The organism is Gordonia sp. UBA7860 (assembly GCF_002500165.1).
GTDB lineage: Bacteria > Actinomycetota > Actinomycetes > Mycobacteriales > Mycobacteriaceae > Gordonia > Gordonia sputi.
Genome location: NZ_DLSO01000015.1, coordinates 40,508 through 43,228, shown reverse-complemented (window position 1 = coordinate 43,228; position 2,721 = coordinate 40,508). Strand labels below are relative to the sequence as shown.

Below are 2,721 nucleotides of genomic sequence, written 5' to 3'. Positions count from 1 at the left end.
GGCGCGTGCTCGACGCCGACGGCCGTCCGGTGCGCAACCAATTGGTGGAGATCTGGCAGGCCAACGCCGCCGGGCGCTACATCCACAAGCGCGACCAGCATCATGCGCCCATCGACCCCAACTTCACCGGAGTCGGCCGCTGCCTCACTGACAACGAGGGCAACTACCACTTCACCACCATCAAGCCCGGACCGTACCCGTGGAAGAACCACCACAATGCGTGGCGGCCCGCGCACATCCACTTCTCGCTGTTCGGAACCGATTTCACGCAACGACTGGTCACCCAGATGTACTTCCCCGGCGACCCGCTGTTCGACCTAGACCCGATTTACCAGTCGATCGTCGACCCCGCCGCGCGCGCCCGACTCGTTGCCAACTACGACCACGACCTGACGCAGCACGAATGGTGCACCGGATACCGCTGGGACATCGTGCTCACCGGTAGCGCGCGCACCCCGATGGAGGAAGCAGAATGAGCCTCGCCCCAACACCCGGCCAGACGGTCGGACCGTTCTTCCACTACGCCCTGCCCTACCCGGGCGACAACGAACTCGTTCCATCAGGTCATCCCGATCGAATTCGTCTGCACGGCACTGTGTTCGACGGCAACGGCATGCCGATTCCCGACGCCCTGATCGAGATCCGCCAAGCCGACACCGACGGCAGCATCCCGACCGCCCCCGGTTCCCTGCGGCGCGACGGCTTCACCTTCACCGGCTGGGGTCGCGCGAAAACCGATCGGGCGGGCCACTATTCGTTCAGCACCGTCACACCGGGCGCGACGCGTCCCGGCGAGGCGCCGTTCTTCGCGGTCTGCGTCTTTGCTCGCGGCCTGCTCGACCGGCTGCTCACCCGCGCCTACGTACCTGGCCACCAAAATCTCGACGACGACGCCGTGCTCTCGGGTGTTGATGCCGGTCGTCGGGCGACACTGATCGCGGTCCCGGACGACACCGGATACCGCTTCGACATTCACCTACAGGGCGATTCGGAGACGGTGTTCCTGCAACACTGGAAGTCGTGAGCGATCTGTTGTGGCCCGGCGACCACCGGGCCGGAGACCTTTTCACCGACGCCGCCATCCGCGACGCGATGCTGCGCGTGGAGTCGGCGTGGTCTCGCGCCCTCGTCGAACACGGGGTGGCACCGGCAGACGCCATGGTCTCCGTCGACCAATTGGGCTCTGCTGCAGCTAATCTCGATGTGGATCAGCTCTCGGCCGACGCCGAGGCCGGAGGCAGCCCGGTCATCCCGCTCGTCTCGGCGCTCCGCAAGGGCCTGAGTCCCACAGCTGCGAGGTGGCTCCACCGCGGCATGACGAGCCAGGACGTCGTCGACGCCGCGCTTGTCCTCGAATCACGACGCGCCTTCACTCACGTCACTGCCGAGTTGCTCACTCAGATCGATGTGCTCAGCGACCTCGCCGACACACACCGGGAGACCCCGCAGATCGCTCGGACGCTGACCCAGCAGGCGGTGCCGTCGACTTTCGGGATGAAGGTCGCGCACTGGCTCGACGGCGTACTGGACGCGTACGACGAAACCTCGGGACTGCAGTTCCCCGCCCAGTTCGGTGGTGCTGCGGGCACGTTGTCGGCTCTCGTCGAACTAGCTGCCACACAACAGAATTCGCAGGAGACCGCGCTGGCGGTGACACGGAGCGCCGCACACTCTCTCGACCTCGACGCAGCATCGCCTTGGCACGTCGTACGTACCCCGTTCACCCGCTTCGCGGCCGCGGCAACCACCGCGACGTCGTCGTGGAGTCACATCGCCAACGACGTTCTCACGCTGAGCAGGTCGGAGATCGGTGAGGTCACCGAGGGTGCGGGCGGCGGGTCGTCGACGATGCCACACAAAGCCAATCCCGTACTGTCGGTGCTGATTCGACGCGCCGCACTGACCGCTCCCGCGCTGGCGTCGACGTTGCAGCTCGCGTCGGCCGACGCCGTGGACGAGCGCACACCCGGCGGCTGGCACGCGGAATGGGCAACCCTGCGAACACTGCTGCGACGTAGCGTAGTAGCGGCATCACAGACCACGGACCTGGTACGCAATCTCAACGTTCATGCGGACGCGATGGCGTTCAACCTATCGGCCGCCGGGACTTCGGTGTTGTCGGAGCAACGATCGATGGCCGAGCTCGCCGGCCACGAACCGAGTGGTCACAATCTCGGCGTCGCACCACTTCTCGTCGACGCGACGCTGCGCAGAGCACAAGAGCTGACCCGGACCCGACTAGCAGAGAGGCCCCGATGAGCCGCTACGACGACGGCATGACAGTACGACGCGAGGTGCTCGGCGACGCCCACGTCGACCGCGCGACCGCTGCCGCAACCGATCTGACGCGTGAGTTCCAGGAGTTCATCACCGAATACGCGTGGGGCACCATCTGGACGCGCCCCGGCCTCGACCGCCGCAGCCGCTCGATGATCACGCTGACCGCGCTCATCGCCCGCGGACACCACGAAGAACTCGCGATGCACCTGCGCGCCGCCCGCCGCAACGGACTGACCCTGGACGAGATCAAGGAGGTCATCATGCAGTCGGCCATCTATTGCGGTGTGCCCGACGCCAATACGGCCTTCCGCATCGCGCAGCAGACGTTCGCGGAAGAGGGCTAGCCCAACGCCGCTGGTCGAGTCCCAACCGCTGGTCGAGCCCTCAGTCGCTGGTCGAGCTTGTCGAGACCACCCCGCCGGTCGAGCCCTTACCGCTGGT

Annotated in this window: 3 protein-coding genes and 1 pseudogene; all 4 read left to right on the top strand. The window is 66.3% G+C overall.

Features of this window, described 5'->3' with window-relative positions; genetic code table 11:
• Positions 1-476, top strand: a pseudogene (locus tag B3T59_RS02465) (protocatechuate 3,4-dioxygenase subunit beta); the annotation flags it as partial.
• Entirely contained in the window at positions 473-1,024 is a 552-nt protein-coding gene (pcaG, locus tag B3T59_RS02460; protein ID WP_287001407.1) for a protocatechuate 3,4-dioxygenase subunit alpha, read from the top strand. The pseudogene B3T59_RS02465 and the gene pcaG, both read left to right, overlap by 4 nt.
• Positions 1,021-2,259, top strand: a complete 1,239-nt coding sequence (locus tag B3T59_RS02455) for a lyase family protein (protein WP_287001406.1) — start codon at positions 1,021-1,023, stop codon at positions 2,257-2,259. Before pcaG ends, B3T59_RS02455 begins: the two co-directional genes overlap by 4 nt.
• Complete coding sequence (gene pcaC, locus B3T59_RS02450) at positions 2,256-2,624, top strand: 4-carboxymuconolactone decarboxylase (RefSeq protein ID WP_267625667.1); 369 nt, start codon at positions 2,256-2,258, stop codon at positions 2,622-2,624. The genes B3T59_RS02455 and pcaC overlap by 4 nt, the downstream gene beginning before the upstream one ends.
• Positions 2,625-2,721 lie beyond the last annotated feature (97 nt).

Coding starts and splice junctions, on each gene's coding strand:
- pcaG (WP_287001407.1), top strand. CDS start 473: ATGAGCCTCGCCCCAACACCCGGCCAGACGGTCGGACCGTTCTTCCAC.
- pcaC (WP_267625667.1), top strand. CDS start 2,256: ATGAGCCGCTACGACGACGGCATGACAGTACGACGCGAGGTGCTCGGC.